Source organism: Paractinoplanes ferrugineus, assembly GCF_016862195.1.
Lineage (GTDB): Bacteria > Actinomycetota > Actinomycetes > Mycobacteriales > Micromonosporaceae > Actinoplanes > Actinoplanes ferrugineus.
Map to the genome: position 1 here is coordinate 1 of NZ_BOMM01000040.1, position 17,069 is coordinate 17,069.

Sequence of the window (17,069 nt, forward strand, 5' to 3'; positions counted from 1 at the left end):
CCACCCAGTTCTACCGGCTGTTCGGACCGGACTACCCGGCCGAGGATCGGCCGTTCGCTGGGCTACCTGTTCGACGCCGTGGTGCGGGTGCCGGTCACGGCCGGCTGACCGGCCAGGATCTCGTCGATCGCGGCGAGCATCTCCCGGGTGCGGGGGCGCAGCTCGGCCAGTGGTTCGACGGCGGCGTCCAGAGCACCGTCGCGGGCCGCCTGTTCGAGACGCCCGCACACGTCGGCGAGATCGCGCGCCCCCAGGTTGGCGGCGACGCCCTTGAGCTGGTGGGCCTGGTCGCGCAGCCGGTCGGGGTCGTCCATCGCGACCGCCTGGATGATCTCCTCGACATGCCCGGGGGCGTTGGCGCTGAGCCGCCGCAGCAGCCCGGCGAGCTCGGCCGGTCCGAGCGCGGCCCCGGCTCCCCGCAGCAGGTCCAGGCGTTCCTCGAGCTGCGTGCGGACGACACCGGCGGCGGTCCACTTATCCAGGATGCTCGCCACCTCCGCGGGCATCAGCGGCTTGGCGATGTGGTCGTCCATCCCGGCGCCGAGGCAACGGTCGCGGTCCTCGGCGAGCGCACCGGCGGTCATCGCGATGATCGGCACGTGCCGGCCGCTCTCCTGTTCGGCGCGGCGGATGGCGGCGGTGGCCGCGTAACCGTCCATCTCCGGCATCAGGCAGTCCATCAGGATGGCCTGGAACCGGTGGTCGTGGGCCATCTCGACGGCCCGGCGCCCGTTGCCCGCGACGTCGGCGGTGTAGCCCAGGTTGGCGAGGATGCCGAGCGCGACGGTCTGGTTGATGTCGTTGTCCTCGACCAGCAGCACGTGCCCCCGGTTGAGCCGGGGCGCGGGCGGCGGCGCGGTGAAACCGGCCGTCGCGTGCACCGTCTCGGCGCCCTCCAGCGCCGGCCACAGCGGCACCGTGAACCAGAACGTGCTGCCCATGCCGGCCTTGCTGGACAGCCCGATCTCGCCGCCGAGTACGCCGACCAGCTCCCGGCTGATGGCCAGCCCGAGCCCGGTGCCCCCGAACCGCCGGGTCGTGCTCGCGTCGGCCTGGATGAACGGCTCGAACAGCCCGGCCTGCTGGTCGGCGTCGATGCCGATGCCGGTGTCGGACACCTCGAACCGGACCGGAACGCTGCCGTCCGGGAAACCGCCGGACGCCGGTGCGGCGGCCACCGTGACCCGGCCCTCGGCGGTGAACTTGACCGCGTTGCCGGCCAGGTTGAGCAGCACCTGACGCAGCTTGCCCGGGTCGCCGCTGAGCACCCCGGCCAGCGCCGGGTCGCATTCCGCGGCGACGACCAGCGACTTCGCCCCGGTCACGTCGGCGACCAGGCCGATCACCTCGTCGAGCAGCCGCCCGATCTCGAAGTTGGCCCGCTCCACGACGACCTTCCCCGACTCCAGCTTGGAGAAGTCCAGCACGTCGTTGATCACCGACAGCAGCGCGACACCGGCGTCGTTGATGCCCTGCACGTACCGTCGCTGGGTCTCCCCCAGATCGGTGTTGAGCAGCAGCCCGGACAGGCCGATCACGCCGTTCATCGGGGTCCGGATCTCGTGGCTCATCGACGCCAGGAACTGCGACTTCAGGTCGGCGGTCTGCACCGCCTGGTCCCGGGCCTGGGCGAGGGCCTGCTCGGTCTGCCGGCGGGCGGTGATGTCGCGGGCGAACGCGTGGAAGGTGGACTTCTCGTCGCGGCGGACCCGCCACATGGTCAGCTCGATCGGCAGTTCGGAGCCGTCCGAGCGCACCGCCGCCATCTCGGTGGGCCGGTCGAGCAGCCAGTCCCAGCGGCCCGCGAGGATGCGGGCGAGGGCGGTGCCGTAGCGGCGGGGCAGGATCGTGTCGACCACGTGCTCGCCGAGCACCTGTTCCCGGGTCCAGCCGAAGACCTGCTCCGACTGCCGGTTCCACTCGGTGATCAGCCCGCGGTAGTCCATGCTGATGAACGGGTCGGACGCCGCCGCCATGATCATCTGGAACTGCTCGCGCTCGAACCGCAGCCGGTGCTCCGCCTCCACCTCGGCGGTGATGTCGTGCGAGATCGTCGACGCGCCCACGATCACCCCGTTGGGGTCGCGGATCGGGGCCATGCTCAGGGACACGTAGATGGTGGCGCCGTCCTTGCGTACCCGCCGCGTCTCGTGGTGCTTGACCAGCTCACCGTTGCGCACCCGGGCCAGCAGCCGCCGCTCGTCGTCGGGCTTGTCGTCGGGCAGTATCACCGTCACGTCGCGGCCGATCATCTCCAGCGCGGTGTAGCCGTAGAGCCGCGCCGCCCCCGGGTTCCAGGTCAAGATCGTTCCGTCCAGGGTCTTGGACACGATCGCGTCGCTGGAGGCGGCGACGATGCCGGCCAGCTGCGCGTCCGACTGCGCCTGCGCGAGCCGGTCGGTCACGTCCTGCACCGTGGCGAACACGACCGTACCCCCCTCGCCGTCGACCGCCGCCAGGCTGATCTCCACCGGGCACTCCGTGCCGTCCCCGCGGCGCGCCCGCAGGCGCAACCCCTCGCCCATCTTCCGCGGCGAGGGCGCGGCCAGATAATCCCGCCGGTGCCGCCGGTGCGACCCGCGCAGCTCGGCCGGGATCAGCGTCTCCACCCCCATCCCGATCAGCTCGTCGCGCTCGTACCGGAACACCTTGGACGCCTGCACGTTGGCCAGCACGACGACCCCGTCGGCATCGACGCAGATCATCGCCTCCGGCGTGGCGTCGAGCAGGGCCCGGAACTTGCTCTCGGCGATCCGCAGCCGGGTGGTCTCGGTGGTCACCCCACAGATGGCGTACGCCGTGGCCTGCTCGTCCCGAAGCGGGAAGACAGTGGTCACGAACGTCCGGTTGCCGTCGTCGAACTCGTACACGAGAGGTTCGTCCGACGCCACCACCAGCCGGTCCCGCCGCTCGATCTCCCGCAACTCCTCGGCCGGGTGGATCTCCGCGGCCAGCCGGCCGGCCGCCGCCCCCGGCTCGACCCCGTAGATCTGTTCGTACGCCGCACTGGCCATCCGATAGCGCCCGTCCAGCCCGCGGATGAAGAACGCCGTCGGCGTGTGCCGCATGATCGTCTCCATCTGCGCGTGCCGCCGGAGCTCCACCCGCGCCGCCCGCCCCGCCGTCTCCATCCGGGCCGCCCGCGAGCCCGCCACCAGGCTGACGATCACCACGATGGTGACATTGGCGGCGACGAGCAGAGCGGCCTCGAGCCGGGAGTCGTAGAGCCCGGCCCGCTGTCCGGCCACCACGAGCCACCCGGTGACGGGAAGCGCGATGAGAGCCGCCACCAGCATCCGCCGCGTGGCCATGGCGCTCACCGTCTTGTCCCCCAGCACCCACACCAGCCCGACCCGCGCTCCCACCTCGCCCCCGCCGCGCACCGCCGGTCCCTCCGGACCCGCCCGCCGTTCGCTGCCGGCGCCGTCCGCCGCCGAGCGCTCGCCGCCACTGCCGTCCACCGGCGCGGGACGGCGGGGGGCGCCCGGGACGACCGGCGTCAGGAGGGCGGCGGCGGCGGCCAGCACGGCGGCGGCGGCGGTCAGCGGCAACGCGCGGTAACTCGAGTCGGCCGGCGCCTGGAGCAGCAGGCTGTAGAGGGCCAGCAGGCCGAGCACACCGGCGCAGATGGCGGCGCCCTGGCCGGCGGCGGCTGCTCCGGCGCGTACCCGGCCGGCGAAACCCAGCAGCAGAGCTGTCTGCGCGGCAGCGAGCAGGACGAACGCGGCGACCCCGTTGGGGGTCAGGCGCAGGCCGGAGAGCGGGAGGAACAGGTCGACGCCCCGCGCGAACTGGTCGGTGCCGATGGAGATGAGCGCCACGGCGGCGGCCAGCAGCGGGAGGGCGGCCGCGGGCCGGCGCCGGGCGCCCGTCACCCGGGCGTGGCAGATCGTGCCGGCGGCGAGCAGGACCAGGCTGGTGGCGGCGTAGGCGGGGCCGGTCGCCGAGGAGAGCACGGCGAAGGTCATCAGGGCCGCTCCGAGGAAACCCGTCACGGCGCCCATCGACTGCGCGAAGATCATCGCGGGCCGGGACTCGGTGTGCGCGGTAACCTTCTGCGAAGAAGACATATATCCGAAATATCATGTTCGTTGGTGTTTCGGGCGGTAACTTCCTGGGTTAGCGAAGCCGATAAGTAAGAGGTGATGCGGTGGCGACCGTGCTTGTCGTGGACGATGTGGCGGCCAACCGGGAACTCATGGCCATGCTGCTCGGCTATCGCGGGCACGAGGTGATAGAGGCCTGCGACGGAGCCGACGCGCTCGCCCTCGCCCAGAGCCATCACCCCGACGTGGTCGTCTCCGACGTGCTGATGCCCGGCATCGACGGACTGGAAATGGTGCACCGGCTGCGCAACGCCGCCGACGAGCAGGCCGCGCACGCCCCCGTCATCTTCTACACCGCCAACTACCTCGAGCCGGAGACCCGGCCGATCGCCGAGGCCTGCGGCGTCTCACAGGTGGTGCTGCGCAGCGCCGACCCGCGCGAACTGCTCGACGCGGTGGACGTGGCGCTGCGCAACGGCCCGGTCGAGATCACTCCCCGGTCCGCCGACGAGTTCGCCACCGTGCACGCCCGAGCGATCAACGCGAAGCTGGTCGAGAAGGTCAAGGCGCTCCAGCACACCGAACGCCGGTTCGAGGCGATGGCCGCCTCCTCCCCCGTCGGGATCGTGCTGCTCGACGCCGACGGCGACGCGACGTACGTCAACCCGCGCCTGTCCGAGATCGTCGGCGTACCGGCCGCGCAGTTGCTCGGCCGCGGCTGGCTGATCTGCCTCGACGCCGAGTCGCACGACGAGGCCCTCGCGGTCGTGCACGCGCGCGCCACCACCGAATCGGTCGAGCACCGCTACCGCAACCGCATCGCCCGCACCGGCGACGAGGCCCGCTGGCTGCGCGTGCACCTGCGACCGATCGCCGACCCGGAGCAGTCCGGGGCGGTCGTCATGGTCGACGACGTCACCGACGTGGTCGCGGCCGAGGAACGGGCCGGCTGGGAGGTGCGCCAGCGCCAGGCCGAGGCCCGCCGCCGGGACGCGGAACGCCTCGACAGCCTGCGCCGGATGGCCGGCGGCATGGCCCACGACTTCAACAACCTGCTCGGCGCGATGCTCGGCTTCCTGGCCCTGGCGGTCGAACAGATCACCGAGGAGGTGGAGGGCGGGCGCATCGCGGCCAAGACCGGCGAGGCCCTGCTCGACGACCTCGGCCAGGTCAGCAAGGGCGGCGAACGGGCGAAGAAGCTCACCGAGCAGCTGCTGGCGTTCGGCCGCCGCGAGATCAGCCAGCCCGAGATCATCGACCTCGACTCCTACCTGACCCAGGCCGCGGCCACGCTCGCCGAGGCGGCCGGGCCCGGCATCAAGCTCGACCTGCACCCCGGCGACGTGCCGACCGTGCGGATCGACCCCCGCCTGCTGGAACGGCTGCTGCTCATCGTGGTCAGCAACGCCCGCAACGCCATGCCCGACGGCGGCACCATCACGATCACCTGCGGCCGGTCCGCGCACGGCCAGGCGACGATCAGCATCACCGACGACGGCCAGGGCATGTCACCGGAAGTGCTGGCGCGGGCGTTCGAGCCGTTCTTCTCCACCAAGCCGGGCAGCCGTACGGCCGGACTGGGCCTGGCCACCGCGCAGGGCGTGGTCAGCCAGGCGGGCGGCGACATCACCCTCGACTCGGAGGAGGGGCGCGGGACGACCGTACTCATCAGACTCCCCGCCGCCGACGGCAACGCGCCCCGCCCGCGCGAGACGACGCAGGCCACGCCGCCGCCGCAGGCGGTCACCCCGCGCCTCGGTGACCTGACCGTCCTGCTGGTCGACGACGAGAAAGCGCTGCTCGACGTGACCGCGCGCTTCATCGCCAAGGCCGGCTACCGGGTGCTGACCGCGGGCGGCGGCGCCGAGGCCCTGGAGGTCGCCGAGCACCACAGCGGCCCGATCCATTGCCTGGTCACCGACGTGGTGATGCCCGGCATGGACGGCCGCCAACTCGCCCACCGCTTCCAGACCGAGTGGCCGGACACCAAAATCATCTTCATTTCCGGGTACGCCGAAGCCCTCATCGACACCGAGGGCCGCTCGCTGGAACCGGGCCGGACCATCCTCGCGAAACCGTTCAGCAGCGCCCAGCTGATCGGGACGTTGAAAGCGGCCCTGACCGCATGAGGGCGACAGCCGCCTATGCCTTGCGCGCCCGGACGATCGCCGCGTGACAGGGCGCCGGCGATGCAGGACGACCAGTCGCCGACCACGCCGCGCCGTTCCGGCGTCAGATGATCCTCGGCGACCACGTCGGAGATCCCGATCCGCCCGCCCGGTCGCAGCACCCGGAACATCTCGGCGAACACGGCGGGCTCGCCGGCCCCATTTTCAGGGAAACAGGGGCCTCGAACGCGAGGGCGCAAGAGCCGGGCGGACGGGGCATGGGAGGGAGTCGGGCGGGTTCAGGAGGTGCGCGGGGCGTACATGATCACGGCTACGCCGATCAGGCAGAAGGTGGCGCCGATGAGGTCCCAGCGGTCGGGGCGGAACCGGTCGACGAGCATGCCCCAGGCGAGCGAGCCGGCCACGAAGACTCCGCCGTAGGCGGCCAGGATGCGGCCGAAGTTGGCGTCGGGCTGCAGGGTGGCGACGAAGCCGTACGCCCCGAGCGCGATCACGCCGGCCGCGATCCACCACAGGCCGCGGTGTTCCCGCCACCCCTGCCAGATCAGCCACGCGCCGCCGATCTCGGCCAGGGCGGCGAGCAGGAACAGCAGCAGCGAGCGGACGACCGTCATGGTCGAAACCTAGACGACGCCGGCGGTCAGTTCGCTGACGAAGCGGTACGGAGGTCACGCCCGCGGCCGGTGAGTCGGCGCCGGCCGTCGCGCTCAGTCGGTGCTCCACCGGGGTGAGCTGGGTGACCACCTCGCCGTCCCCCTCGTTGCCGCGGCCACCGCGACGCTGGGCCAGGTAGCAGCCGAACTCGCGGGGTCACGGCGCGCCGGATCGAGCCGAGCGGTGGCCGCTTCATGGTCGCGGAAGAAAAGCACCTTGCGGTCGACGAGCGCCTCCATCAGCCGGCCGTGACCGCATCCGTAGTCGAGGATCCGCGCGTCGCGCTCGAGGCCGGCGAGCCAATGCATGATCAGCGGGTGCGTGAACGTCTTCGTCGCCCCGGTCGTCTCCCGGTAACGCCGCTCGTCAGGCATATCTGTCCACGGTGCCCTCCTCCGTGCCGGGCGGACCGACCCCCGGCTCCGCTACGGTCGTCGGCATGAGAACGCTTGCGCGGCACCGGCCGCCGACCGGGTGAGCGCGTCCGGCGCGGCGACCGTCCGCCAGTTCGAGTGGCCCGACTACGACCGGGTCGCGGCGCTGTGGTCGGCGGCCGGACGCGAGGTGGTGCCCCGTGCCGAGCTGGCGGCGAAGTTGACCCGTGACCCCGAGCTGTTCCTGGTGGCCGAGTCGGCCGACGGGATCACCGGCGTGGTGCTGGGGACGTACGACGGGCGCCGGGGCTGGATCCTGCGGCTGGCCGTCGACCCGGCCCGGCGCCGCCGCGGGCTCGGCCGGGCCCTGGTCGCCGAGCTGGAGGCCCGGTTCCGCGAGCTCGACTGCCCCCGGGTCAAACTGCTCGTCATGCCGGACAACGAGGCCGGTCTCCGGTTCTGGCGGGAGCTCGGTTACCTGCCGGCGCCGGACGTGCTGTGCACCAAACCGCTGTGATCACGAGCATCTTGCCGGTGCGGTCAAGTTCGAGCTAGGTTTCTTGACCATGGAGTCGAGTAACCGCGAGACGGTCGCACCGGCCGAGCCCGAAAAGGCCGAGCAGCCGGTGATCGTTCCGCTGATCATGGTGGAGTCGGACGACGACAGTGCCGTCTGCGATGTCGACGGGACGTGCTACTGATGAGCGACAGTGTCTTCGGCCGGGCCGCCGAGCCGCTCGTGATCGACGTCTGGAGTGACGTCGTCTGCCCGTTCTGCTACCTCGGGCACGCGGTCCTCGGTGCGGCCGTCGAGCAGTTCCCGCACGGCTCGGCAGTCGAGATCCGCTACCACAGCTTCCAGCTCAATCCGGCCTTCCCGGTCGGCGAGGCCACCCTCGCCGACGACTACCTGGCCCAGCAGTACGGCATGCCCAAGGCGCAGATCGCCGGCTCGCACGCGCAGCTCGCCGCCCGGGGCGCCCAGGCCGGCCTCGACTACCGGTTCGAGGACGCCCAGATGATCAACACGCTGGACGCGCACCGGATGATCCACCTGGCCAAGGCGCACGGCCGGGAGACGGCGATGGTCGAGCGGCTGTTCAAGGCCGAGTTCACCGACGGCCTCAACCTGGCCGACCACACGGTGCTCGCCGACCTCGCCGCCGAGTTGGGGCTCGACCGGACCGAGGCGGCCACGGCGCTGCGGACCGGGGCGTACGAGAAGGACATCCGCGCCGACCTCGCACAGGCCCGCCAGCTGGGGATCAGCGGGGTGCCGTTCTTCGTCTTCGACAACAAGCGCGCGGTCTCCGGCGCCCAGCCGGTCGAGACGTTCCGCAAAGCCCTGGACGTGACCTGGCAGGACCGGGCGACGCAGCCGGCATGACGCTGCGAGCCGACGCCCGGCGCAACGTCGAGGGCATCCGGCAGGCGGCCCTCGACGTCTTCCGCACCGGCGGCCTGACCACCCCGATGGACGAGGTGGCCAAGGCCGCCGGCGTCAGCAAGGGCACGATCTACCACCGGTTCGGCAGTCGGCGGGGGCTGATCGACGCGGTGGTCGACGAACTGGTGGCCGAGCGCATCGCCGCCCTCGTCGCCAAGGTCCAGGCGCTCGACGGGCCGCTGGAACGCTTCGAGGCGTACCTGCGCGGGATCTGGCTGCTCCAGTTCGACGAACCGGCCGCCAACGACGTGCTGATGCGGGCGCTGCCCGACTCCGAACCGCTGAGCAACCTCTGCGACCGGGCCTGCGAGTTCGCCCGCGACCTGCTGGGCGACGCGCAGCGGGTGGGTGCCGTGCGGGCCGACCTCACCCCGGAGGACCTGACCCACCTGATCCTCGAACGCGGTGCCGTCGTGCGGGCGTGCGACCAGCAGACCCGCGACGACTACGACCGGCGCCTCGGGTTCGCGCTGAGGGGACTGCGCCCGTAACGGACGTGCGGGAACGGGATCGACAGCCAGGCGAGGCCGGCCGCGGTGCCGACCAGGACCGGGGCGAAGAGCCAGTGCCAGTACGGCGTCTCGACCCCGTCGACCGCCGGCACGAGCACCGCCTGAACCGCGAGGATAAGCGCGACCACCGCCGCGATCGTGTAATCCCGCGACCGGTAACGCCGCACCGCCGGCCGCCGCGACACCGGGTAGACCCCCGGGTTCTCGTCGATCACCCGCTCCGCGACCGCCGCCGGCACCCCGCGCAGGAACAGGTCACCGCCACGAATCGGGTCCGGCGCCGGGCCGTACCGGTCCGGAATCGACAGGCGAGGCACCACTTCCGCCGGGACCAGCAGATTCACCCGTTCCCCCGCCACCATCGCGCCGCCTCCCCTGGATCTTCGGCGACCGGAATTTACTGCATTCGATCATCCAAGGTCCACACCCGGCCCACCGTCATATTGATCTTCGGATCGGTACGCCTCGGGGGTTCGTCATGTACCACAGCTGGTGGCCTCATCTGCGCACCTGGGGACACGCCCACCTGAGTGCGGCTCGTCGTGGGGCGATCAGCTACTACGTGACCTTCGCGTCAACGGTGCCGGCCAAGGCCGACTACCTCCGGGACGTGCCGTCGACCGACGAGGAAACGGCATTGCATCGTCCCGACTTGCCGTTCGCGGTGGTACGTCGGCCGGGGATCACCTGGCCGGCGACAGAGGCGGAGTGTGCTGCGCGATGGCGGTGACGAGGTCGGGCCAGAGTGGGGTCGGGCGGTCGTGTCCCATGTCCGGTACCAGCATGAGCTTTGCGCCGGGGATGAGTTCGGCCGTCCGCCTGCCCCCGCTGGGGTCGATGAGGGTGTCGTCCAGTCCATGGACGACCAGGGTCGGGACCCGCAGTTGCGCCAGGTCGCCGGCGCGCGAACCGTCCAGGACCATCGCGCCGAGCTGGCGTGGGATGCCGGCCGGATAGTGGGCGCGGTCGTAGCTCGCCGCTGCCGACCGCCGCAGTCCCTCGACGTCGGGGTAGCGGCGCGATGCCCACACCAGCTCGCGGTCGGCGGCGGCGATATAGCCGTCGCGGTCGGCCGGCCGGGGGGTGAACAGGACCTGCTGAGCCTCAGGCGTGGACTGTCCCACCTCGGGTTCGCCCGTCGAGGACATCATGGATGTCAGCGTGCGGATCCGGGACGGATGCTCGATCGCCATCCGCTGGGCGATCATGCCGCCCATCGAGGCGCCGACAACATGCGCGTGCTCGATCCCCAGTGCCGTGAGCAGGTTGATGCCGTCGGCGGCCATATCCGAGAGGGTGTAGGGAATCATTTTCCGGGCTGCCGGAATGTCACCGCCGCTGACCGCACCGATGAACGCCGTCAGATCGACCGGGTGGTGTTCCCACTTCGTCGACAGACCGCAGTCCCGGTTGTCGTACCTGATCACCTGACGACCCTGCGCGGCGAGCATCCGGCACAGGCCCTCGGGCCACGCGATCAGCTGCGCTCCGAAGCCCATGACGAGCAGCACCGCGGGATCGCGCGGGCGCCCGAACGTCTCGTAGGCGAGCTGAACGTCGGAGGAGACCCTGGCTACCGGCACCGGATGATCATCCCAGCGCGACGCCGCGGCCGGCGCGGTATTTTCGCCGCCCACCACGCCATCACGGAGCGTGCAGGCGATCTGTCCGGCCGCGTCAGCACCTTTCGGCCGAGCTGCTCCGCCCGGCTCCGCGACGACCACACCACCGGCGAATGGTCTTCAGCGGGGACTGACCCGGGCGGGCAACGATCGATCAATCAATCACGCTTGCGGCGCCGGAGCCCGAAACTGGCGACAAAGCCGATGAGAACGACAAGGCCGTTCCCCGCCACCGGGACCGGGCCGGTGGCGAGGAACGGCAGTGACCGGAAACGGCCTGTTCGATTCACCCGGGACCGTTGGCCGATCCCGTACTCGAATGGTGTCAGCCTCGCGGGGCGAGTGACCAATCGCGGACCTCGGGCATGTCCTCGAGGTTCTCGACGACGTAGAGCTCGTGCTTGGCCAGCTGGGCCTCGCACCACGCCTTGAGGTCGGCGGCGCCGCGCGGGAGGCGTTTGGCGTTGTTGATGGCGTCCATGACGAGGTGGTAGCGGGAGGTCTTGTTGCGGACCGTCATGTCGAACGGGGTGGTCGTGGTGCCCTGCTCGATGAAGCCGCGCACGCGGAAGCGGTCGGCGTCGGGGCGGCCGTGGACGACCTGGTGGATGGCGCCGGGGTAGCCGTGGAAGGCGAAGACGACGTCGACGGTGTCGGTGAACAGTTCGGTGAACTGGACCTCCGACATGCCGTGCGGGTGGTCCTTGGGGCGGGGCAGGCTCATCAGGTTGACCACGTTGACGACGCGGGTCTTGAATCCGGGCAGGCGCTCCTTGAGGATCTGGGCGGCGGCCACGGTCTCCATGGTGACCACGTCGCCGGCGCACGCCAGCACGATGTCAGGATCGGTCACGCCGTCGTCGGTGCCGGCCCAGTCCCAGATGCCGGCGCCGCGGGCGCAGTGGGCGATCGCCTCGTCCATCGAGAGGTATTGCAGCTGGGGCTGCTTGTCGATGACGATCAGGTTGACGTAGCTGCGGGACCGGAAGCAGTGGTCGGCGACCGACAGCAGGGTGTTCGCGTCCGGCGGCAGGTAGACGCGGGCCACGTTGCCGCGCTGGTTGAGCACGACCTGGAGCAGGCCGGGGCCCTGGTGGCTGAAGCCGTTGTGGTCGTTACGCCACGCGGTGCTGGTCAGCAGGATGTTCAGGGACGGCACCTTGGCGCGCCACGGCAGGTGCGCGGCCTCCTGCAGCCACTTGCCGTGCTGCACCGTCTGCGACGCGCTGACCATGGCGAACGCCTCGTAGGTGGCGAACAGGCCGTGCCGGCCGGTCAGGTTGTAGCCCTCGAGCCAGCCGTGGCAGTTGTGCTCGCTGAGCACCTCCATGACGCGGCCGTCGGGGCCGAGCTTCACGTCGCCCGGGACGGTCCGCTCCATGAATGCCCGGTCGGACACCTCGAAGACGGCACCGAGCCGGTTGGAGTTGGTCTCGTCGGGGCAGAACAGCCGGAACCGGTCGGGGCTCGACGTGTAGATGTCGCGCATCATCTCGCCGAGTCTGCGCGTCGATTCGGCGCGTTCGGCACCGGGCACCTTGACGTCGACCGCGTATGTGCGGAAGTCCGGCATGTCGAGGTCGCGGGTGAGCAGGCCGCCGTTCGCGTGCGGGCTGGCGCTCATCCGCAGGTTGCCCTCCGGGGCGGCGTCCCGGACGAGCGCCACCGGCGCGCCGGTGGCGTCGAAGAGCTCTTCCGGACGGTACGACCGGAGCCACTGCTCCAGCATCTTGAGGTGTTCGGGGTTCTCCCGCACGCCGGACAGCGGCACCTGGTGCGCCCGCCAGGTGCCCTCCACCAGCACGCCGTCGACCTCGTGCGGCCCGGTCCAGCCCTTCGGCGAACGGAGGATGATCACCGGCCAGCGGACGTCGTCGCGGCCGTCCTTCTTGTCCTGGATGGCCTGGTAGGCCTCGGCCAGGGCGGCGGCGAACCGCTGGTGCATGCCCGGCAGGTCGCCGCCGGACACCTCGATGATCTGGTAACCGTGTCCGCGCAGCAGCGATCGGACGTCCTCCGGGTCCTTGCGGCCGAGCACGGTCGGGCCGGAGATCTTGCCGTCGTTGAGGTGCAGGATCGGCAGCACGGCGCCGTCGCGCTGCGCGTTGATGAAGCTGATGCCCTTCCAGGAACCCTCGAGCGGGCCGGTCTCGGCCTCCCCGTCACCGACGACCGCGATGGCGAGCAGGTCGGGGTTGTCCATGACCGCGCCGAACGCGTGCACCAGCACGTAGCCGAGTTCGCCGCCCTCGTGGATGGAGCCCGGCGTGGTCACCGAAACGTGGCTCGGGATGCCGCCCGGGCTGGAGAACTGGCGGAACAGCTTGAGCAGGCCGCCCTCGTCGAGGGTGATGCCCGGGAAGTGCTCGGTGTACGTGCCCTCCAGGTAGCCCGCCGCCACCAGGGCGGGGCCGCCGTGCCCGGGGCCGGCCAGGTAGATGGCCTCCTGCCCGGTGTGCTGGATGAGCCGGGACACGTGCGCGTAGATGAAGGACAGCCCGGGGCTGGTGCCCCAGTGTCCGAGCAGCCGCGGTTTGATGTGGTCCGCGGTCAGGGGCTCGCGGAGCAGCGGGTTGGCCTTCAGATAGATCTGACCGATGGTCAGATAGTTGTTGGCCCGCCACCAGGCGTCCAGCCTGTCGAGATCTTCCTGACTGGGCTCGCCCAGGGTACGGACAAGATCGGCACTGACTGTCGTCACGGTGGGTTTCCTTTCACGGATCTTCGTCTGCCTTCGAACCTACGTGTTCGGGGAATCGGTTCCGAAGGGTCTTTCGGCCCTCCGGGTGACTTTTCGGCGACGCTGAACCTCTTCCGCCGCGGATCCGTTCCACCTGGGGTGCAGCCCGATGCCCCACTCCCCCCACGCTCCCGGATTCGCAGCTTCTTCGCCCTGTTTTCCCGCCCCGCGGCTTCCCGAACGCTGACGGTCCTGGCGGGTCTGTACCTCTTTGTCGCGTTGGTGTTTCCGAACGTCGTGACCCGGCTGACCCCGCTCGGCTTCCTCCGCATCCCGGTCGAGGGTGCCTTCCTCATCGCGCTGCTGATGACCCCGCCCCGGGCCCGGCGCGTGGTCGGCATCGCCGTCGGCGTCGTGCTCGGCTGGCTGATCATCGAGAAGTGCCTGGACATGGGCTTCTTCTCGGAGCTGAACCGGCCGTTCGACCCGGTCCTCGACTGGGTGCTGTTCGACGACGCGTACAGCTTCGTCGTCGACTCCTACGGCAGGGCCGCCGCCGTCGGCGCGATCGCCGCCATCGTCCTGCTGGTCGCCGCGATCATGGCGCTGACCACCTGGGCGACCCTGCGCGTCGGCCGGCTGGTCGGCGCGCACCAGCGCCGCTCGCTGGTCGCGGCGGGCGGCGTCGCGGTCGCCTGGGCGGCCACCTTCGCCCTCGGCGCGTCCTTCAACGGGACGGTGCCGGTCGCCGCGCGCTCCACCGCCACCTACGCGTGGGACCGGGCGCACCAGGCGCAGGCCGGGTTCGCCGACGCGGCCAACTTCAAGAAAGAGGTCGCCGCGGACGCGTACGCCGGCGTGGCCCCCGACAAGATGCTGACCGCCCTGAAGGGCAAGGACGTGATCTTCACGTTCGTCGAGAGCTACGGGCGCAGCGCGGTCGAGCACCCGGCCCTGGCGCCGATCGTCGACCCGGTCCTCGACGCCGGCACGGTCTCGTTGCGCAAGGCCGGTTACGGCTCGCAGTCGGGCTGGCTCACCTCGCCCACCTTCGGCGGGGGCAGCTGGCTCGCGCACTCCACCTTCGAGTCGGGCCTGTGGATCAACAACGAGCAGCGCTACCGCAACCTGGTCGCCAGCAACCGGCTGACCCTGACGCGGGCGTTCAAGAATGCGTCCTACAAGACCGTGAGCGTCATGCCGGGGGCCACCCGCGCGTGGCCGGAGGGCAGCTTCTACGGGTACGACGCGGTCTGGGACAGCCGTAACCTCGGTTACCAGGGCCCCAAGTTCTCCTGGGCGCCGATGCCCGACCAGTACACGCTCAAGCAGCTCAACACGGTCGAGTACAAGAAGCCCGGCCGCCAACCGCTGATGATCGAGATGCCGCTCGTCTCCAGCCACACCCCGTGGGCGCCGATCCCCGACTACCTAGACGACTGGGACTCGATCGGTGACGGATCGGTCTACGCCTCGATGGTCGCCGACGGCAAGAAGCCCAAGGCGCTGTGGGCGAACCCGCGCGACGTCCGCCCGGAGTACGGCAAGTCGATCGTCTACTCGGTGACCTCCCTGGTCAACTGGGTCATCAAGTACGGCGACGACAACCTCGTCCTGGTCTTCCTGGGTGATCACCAGCCGTCGCCGATCGCGTCCGGCGCCGGCGCCAGCCACGACGTGCCGATCTCGATCGTCACCAAGGACCGGGCCGTGCTCGACCGGATCGCCGACTGGAAGTGGGCCGACGGACTGCACCCCAAGGGCGACACCCCGGTCTGGCCGATGAACGCGTTCCGGGACCGGTTCTTCACCGCGTTCGGCCCGAAGGTGGCAGCGTCCTAGGGCCCGGAATCCGCGGTTGACCCCTCCCGGGACGCACCGATCATTGGTAGCGTCGCGCCATGCCGACGGATTCCGGAGTTGATCGAGCTCGTCTCGCCGCCCTGTTCGCCCGCGAGCGGTCCTCCTTCGCCGCCCGGCGCCCGCGTTCCGCAGCCGCGCACGCGGGCGCCGACCACTTGTTCGGCCGCGTCCCGATGACGTGGATGAACAAGAACGCCGCCGGATTCCCGATCTACGCCGCCTCCGCCCGCGGGGCCCGGCTGACCGACCTCGACGGCCACACCTACGTCGACTTCTGCCTGGGCGACACGGGCGCGATGGCCGGCCACTCCCCCGCCCCGGTCGTCGAGGCGGTGACCCGGCAACTGGCCGACGCCGGCGGCGCCACCACGATGCTGCCCACCGAGGACGCGGCGTGGGTCGGCGCCGAACTGGCCCGGCGCTTCGGCCTGCCGTACTGGAGCTTCGCCCTGACCGCGACCGACGCGAACCGCTGGGCCATCCGGCTGCTGCGGGCCGTGTCGGGCCGGCCGAAGATCCTGGTGAACAGCTACTGCTACCACGGGTCGGTGGACGAGTCGCTCATCGTGGTCGGCCCCGACGGCCACGGCATGTCCCGCGAGGGCAACGTCGGCGCCCCCACCGACGTGACCACGACCTCGCGGGTCGCCGAGTTCAACGACCTCGCCGGCCTCGAGCGCGAACTGGCCCACGGCGACGTGGCGGCGGTGCTGATGGAACCGGCGCTGACCAACATCGGCATCGTGCTGCCCGCCCCCGGCTACCTCGCCGGCGTCCGCGAGCTGACCCGCCGGTACGGCACCTATCTGATGAACGACGAGACCCACACCTTCTCGGCCGGCCCGGGCGGGGCGACCGCGGCCTGGGGGCTGGAACCGGACGTGCTGACGATCGGCAAGTCGATCGCCGGCGGCATCCCGATCGGGGCGTACGGGCTGTCCGCGTCCCTGGCCGACGCGCTGACCGCCCGCGCCGACCTCGACCTGGTCGACATGGGCGGTGTCGGCGGCACCCTGGCCGGCAACCCGGTCTCGCTGGCCGCCGCCCGGGCCACGCTGGAGTCGGTGCTGACCGAGGAGGCGTTCGCGGGCATGATCGCGACCGCTGCCGAGTTCGCCACCGGGGTCCGCAAGCTGATCGAATCGGCCCGCCTGCCGTGGTCGGTCGCGCAGCTGGGAGCCCGGGTCGAATACCGCTTCGCCGACCCCGCGCCGGTCAACGGCACCGAGTCGGCCGCGTCGGCCGACCCCGAACTGGAGGACTTCCTGCACGTCTACCTGGCCAACCGGGGCATCCTGCTGACCCCGTTCCACAACATGGCCCTGATGTCGCCGGCGACCACCCTCGACGACGTGGCCCGCCACCACGAGGTCTTCGCCGAGGCCCTCGCGGAACTCACCGGCCCGGCTTGACCGTCGCCCCGAGCAGGCTCTCGTCGCGGACCTGCGCGATCACCGCCGCGGCCATCTCGGCCCCCCAGCCCACCCGGGCGTGTTCCCGCAGAACGGTCTCGGTGTCGACGTCGAGTCGCTCGGCGATCTCGGCGATCCGCTCGGACATCTCCTCCTCGACGGTCCGCCGATCGATCATCATGCCGCGCTGACGCATCGTCGTTACGAACTCGTCGACCAGGCGGGCGAGTGTCGTTCCTGCTGGCACTTTGTGTCTCCTCGGGCTCGTCGATCATGACGATGACCCACAGTGTGAGCAACGTCGGGCTCGAACACCCGGCGACGCGACTG

The 17,069-nt window shown here is 70.9% G+C and carries 14 protein-coding genes; 7 read left to right on the top strand and 7 right to left on the bottom strand.

All coding sequences use genetic code 11. From position 1 onward, the window contains the following. Nucleotides 1-62: 62 nt before the first annotated feature. Nucleotides 63-4,070: a PAS domain-containing hybrid sensor histidine kinase/response regulator gene (locus tag Afe05nite_RS22170; protein ID WP_203819091.1), complete on the bottom strand. Its 4,008-nt coding sequence runs from the start codon at nt 4,068-4,070 to the stop codon at nt 63-65. Nucleotides 4,071-4,150: 80 nt separating this feature from the next. On the opposite strand from Afe05nite_RS22170, the gene Afe05nite_RS22175 reads away from it, so the two are divergent. Further along, nucleotides 4,151-6,175 carry a response regulator gene (locus Afe05nite_RS22175; RefSeq protein ID WP_203819092.1) on the top strand — a complete coding sequence of 675 codons (2,025 nt, stop codon included), beginning with the start codon at nt 4,151-4,153 and terminating at the stop codon, nt 6,173-6,175. Nucleotides 6,176-6,453: 278 nt separating this feature from the next. Here the strand turns inward: Afe05nite_RS22175 and Afe05nite_RS22180 are convergent, their stop codons facing one another. Continuing rightward, nucleotides 6,454-6,789, bottom strand: a complete 336-nt coding sequence (locus tag Afe05nite_RS22180) for a YnfA family protein (protein ID WP_203819093.1) — start codon at nt 6,787-6,789, stop codon at nt 6,454-6,456. A 93-nt stretch (nt 6,790-6,882) separates the two neighbouring features. After that, the gene (locus Afe05nite_RS22185) at nt 6,883-7,203 is read right to left on the bottom strand and encodes a hypothetical protein (RefSeq protein ID WP_203819094.1); all 321 of its coding nucleotides are present in this window, start codon (nt 7,201-7,203) and stop codon (nt 6,883-6,885) included. 100 nt (nt 7,204-7,303) lie between these two features. On the opposite strand from Afe05nite_RS22185, the gene Afe05nite_RS22190 reads away from it, so the two are divergent. The 4 genes from Afe05nite_RS22190 to Afe05nite_RS22200 are packed head-to-tail and all read left to right on the top strand — an operon-like array spanning nt 7,304 to nt 9,141. Next, on the top strand, nt 7,304-7,720 hold the full coding sequence (locus Afe05nite_RS22190; RefSeq protein WP_203819095.1) for a GNAT family N-acetyltransferase: 417 nt from the start codon (nt 7,304-7,306) through the stop codon (nt 7,718-7,720). A 49-nt stretch (nt 7,721-7,769) separates the two neighbouring features. Beyond that, a complete protein-coding gene (locus Afe05nite_RS44620) occupies nt 7,770-7,904 on the top strand; it encodes a hypothetical protein (RefSeq protein ID WP_275407498.1) in 135 nt (44 codons plus the stop codon). Further along, nucleotides 7,904-8,590, top strand: coding sequence for a DsbA family oxidoreductase (locus tag Afe05nite_RS22195; protein ID WP_203819096.1), 687 nt, complete (start codon nt 7,904-7,906; stop codon nt 8,588-8,590). Before Afe05nite_RS44620 ends, Afe05nite_RS22195 begins: the two co-directional genes overlap by 1 nt. Beyond that, the gene (locus tag Afe05nite_RS22200) at nt 8,587-9,141 is read left to right on the top strand and encodes a TetR/AcrR family transcriptional regulator (RefSeq protein WP_203819097.1); all 555 of its coding nucleotides are present in this window, start codon (nt 8,587-8,589) and stop codon (nt 9,139-9,141) included. The genes Afe05nite_RS22195 and Afe05nite_RS22200 overlap by 4 nt, the downstream gene beginning before the upstream one ends. Here the strand turns inward: Afe05nite_RS22200 and Afe05nite_RS22205 are convergent. From Afe05nite_RS22205 to Afe05nite_RS22215, 3 genes are all read right to left on the bottom strand, one after another. Beyond that, on the bottom strand, nt 9,096-9,524 hold the full coding sequence (locus Afe05nite_RS22205; protein ID WP_203819098.1) for a hypothetical protein: 429 nt from the start codon (nt 9,522-9,524) through the stop codon (nt 9,096-9,098). The two genes, Afe05nite_RS22200 and Afe05nite_RS22205, sit on opposite strands and share 46 nt — an antisense overlap. A 321-nt stretch (nt 9,525-9,845) precedes the next feature. Then, nucleotides 9,846-10,886 (bottom strand): alpha/beta fold hydrolase, encoded by a 1,041-nt coding sequence (locus Afe05nite_RS22210; protein WP_239118077.1) that lies wholly within the window; start codon nt 10,884-10,886, stop codon nt 9,846-9,848. A 223-nt stretch (nt 10,887-11,109) separates the two neighbouring features. Continuing rightward, nucleotides 11,110-13,485: a phosphoketolase family protein gene (locus Afe05nite_RS22215; protein WP_203819099.1), complete on the bottom strand. Its 2,376-nt coding sequence runs from the start codon at nt 13,483-13,485 to the stop codon at nt 11,110-11,112. Nucleotides 13,486-13,746: 261 nt separating this feature from the next. Between Afe05nite_RS22215 and Afe05nite_RS22220 the strand changes: the two genes are divergently transcribed. Together Afe05nite_RS22220 and Afe05nite_RS22225 are read left to right on the top strand one after the other, a co-directional pair. Further along, on the top strand, nt 13,747-15,306 hold the full coding sequence (locus tag Afe05nite_RS22220) for a sulfatase-like hydrolase/transferase (RefSeq protein ID WP_239118078.1): 1,560 nt from the start codon (nt 13,747-13,749) through the stop codon (nt 15,304-15,306). A 59-nt stretch (nt 15,307-15,365) separates the two neighbouring features. Continuing rightward, nucleotides 15,366-16,739 (top strand): transaminase, encoded by a 1,374-nt coding sequence (locus Afe05nite_RS22225; protein WP_203819100.1) that lies wholly within the window; start codon nt 15,366-15,368, stop codon nt 16,737-16,739. Here the strand turns inward: Afe05nite_RS22225 and Afe05nite_RS22230 are convergent. Further along, nucleotides 16,723-16,986, bottom strand: a complete 264-nt coding sequence (locus Afe05nite_RS22230; protein WP_203819101.1) for a hypothetical protein — start codon at nt 16,984-16,986, stop codon at nt 16,723-16,725. The two genes, Afe05nite_RS22225 and Afe05nite_RS22230, sit on opposite strands and share 17 nt — an antisense overlap. Nucleotides 16,987-17,069 lie beyond the last annotated feature (83 nt).

What these genes read in the sequence shown, in the direction of transcription:
- Afe05nite_RS22180 (WP_203819093.1), bottom strand. Translation starts at nt 6,789, where the DNA reads ATGACGGTCGTCCGCTCGCTGCTGCTGTTCCTGCTCGCCGCCCTGGCC.
- Afe05nite_RS22205 (WP_203819098.1), bottom strand. Translation starts at nt 9,524, where the DNA reads ATGGTGGCGGGGGAACGGGTGAATCTGCTGGTCCCGGCGGAAGTGGTG.
- Afe05nite_RS22200 (WP_203819097.1), top strand. Translation starts at nt 8,587, where the DNA reads ATGACGCTGCGAGCCGACGCCCGGCGCAACGTCGAGGGCATCCGGCAG.
- Afe05nite_RS22185 (WP_203819094.1), bottom strand. Translation starts at nt 7,203, where the DNA reads ATGCCTGACGAGCGGCGTTACCGGGAGACGACCGGGGCGACGAAGACG.
- Afe05nite_RS22170 (WP_203819091.1), bottom strand. Translation starts at nt 4,070, where the DNA reads ATGTCTTCTTCGCAGAAGGTTACCGCGCACACCGAGTCCCGGCCCGCG.
- Afe05nite_RS22225 (WP_203819100.1), top strand. Translation starts at nt 15,366, where the DNA reads ATGCCGACGGATTCCGGAGTTGATCGAGCTCGTCTCGCCGCCCTGTTC.
- Afe05nite_RS44620 (WP_275407498.1), top strand. Translation starts at nt 7,770, where the DNA reads ATGGAGTCGAGTAACCGCGAGACGGTCGCACCGGCCGAGCCCGAAAAG.
- Afe05nite_RS22195 (WP_203819096.1), top strand. Translation starts at nt 7,904, where the DNA reads ATGAGCGACAGTGTCTTCGGCCGGGCCGCCGAGCCGCTCGTGATCGAC.